Below are 1,505 nucleotides of genomic sequence, written 5' to 3' on the forward strand. Positions count from 1 at the left end.
TGTTGCCGGGATGGCGGTGGGCTCAAGGCTTGCATACAGCAAGGCGGGGGCATTAAAAGAATTAGACTTTATGCATTTGAATAACAAAAAAAACCCTTCACTTAAGGGTGGTTTTTTTAATAAAAAATCCCTATCCAGAATGAATAGTCCGGCTCTGCTAACTAAAGAAAGTAACTATTTTAAAGTGGTAGATAGTTATCCTGATTCAAGTTTTAATATCCCAAGGGCAAAGTTGATGCCAGCGGGAAGTAATGTTCGAAAAATAAACTCCAGGATAGCAAAAGAGCTTGGCAGGGATCCTGCTGGCGTAATTGAAGGGATTCAGAAGCAAGATGAAATAAAAAATGTCAGGTTTGATGATCACGTTAGTGTGATCATTTTCGATTCTACATATGGAGGCTTAAAAATCGAAAATGAATCTGTGGTGTCTAATGAAATTTATGACGCCGGGATAGCTCATGTTGGGAATAAAGCTAACTCAGATTTTGATTTTTCAGATTTTTATAATCTCCATAATATAATTTGAACACAGGAGTGGTAAGGCTTTTAGTTCTCATCTGTTCGAGATGAAATTGTCCAGGGACTGTAATGGCGCAATTATTAATCACTAATTGATAACTGCGCGCAGAATGTAATTTCTTAAATACCGATTTCGGTAACCAGCCTGCACGATCGCGACAAAAAAGTAAAATGCCCTCTTCTTTTGAAAAAGAGGGCGCCTTGAATTACCTAAAGCACAATACATACAGATGCATGCGATCGGCGTCTTCAGTTATCCTTCCATCGGAGACCATAGTTTTATGTCTCCCCACCGTATCACTCGCTGTTGAAGACCAATAAATGTCGCCACCAAAGGCTGTGTATGCATCAAGAGCTCCCCATTCATCCACTAATGCTCCGATTGTTCTGGTTTCAGTGCTCATCTCAGCAATGGTTGGCAATACAGAAGGTGAAGCACATTGCGAAGTCGCCTCATCAAAGGGCACCCCATTTGACGCTGATTCACTGTACCAGTGTTTAATAACAAATGAATATTCTATTACTTTGACCCCATTAGCGTTCTCCGCAGTTATAGTCACGGTTTTTCCCAATCCGGATGAACCTGTTTCATCAAACTTAACCGCGCCTGCACTAACTGATACCCAGGAGGTATCGCTTCTCCATGTTAAATCTGCAGCCTCTCCTCCAGTAATTTCAAAGGCAAAGCTTGCCCCGGAAAAGCCGGTGGTCGGGAAATGAATATCTGGGCTGAAAGTATGACTATTGACCACTATATCTTTTAATCCATAGGCGGTGATGACGTACGCCGGGGACCCGACGCTCCCGCCCCAGCCGGAGAGCTGCAGCGAGGCGGTGAGGCCGGTGCCGGCGGTCTGCGCGGTGTAGGCGGCGGAGTAGGTTCCGTCCCCGTGATCCTGCCACGCGCTGCCTGCCTCAGTGTTAGGCACCTTAACCGTCTCAGCGGTCAGGCTTGCGGCCTGGCCGGTAACGGGATTGCCGCCCGT

The 1,505-nt window shown here is 45.5% G+C and carries 1 protein-coding gene and 1 pseudogene; one reads left to right on the plus strand and one right to left on the minus strand.

Annotated features, from left to right (window positions below; translation table 11 throughout):
- The coding region (locus tag HMPREF0201_RS09330; RefSeq protein WP_016536347.1) for a hypothetical protein at positions 1 to 526 on the plus strand (526 nt) is incomplete at its 5' end.
- A 199-nt stretch (positions 527 to 725) separates the two neighbouring features.
- On the opposite strand, the pseudogene HMPREF0201_RS09335 reads toward HMPREF0201_RS09330, so the two are convergent.
- Positions 726 to 1,505, minus strand: a pseudogene (locus HMPREF0201_RS09335) (inverse autotransporter beta domain-containing protein); the annotation flags it as partial.

The organism is Cedecea davisae DSM 4568, from assembly GCF_000412335.2.
GTDB lineage: Bacteria > Pseudomonadota > Gammaproteobacteria > Enterobacterales > Enterobacteriaceae > Cedecea > Cedecea davisae.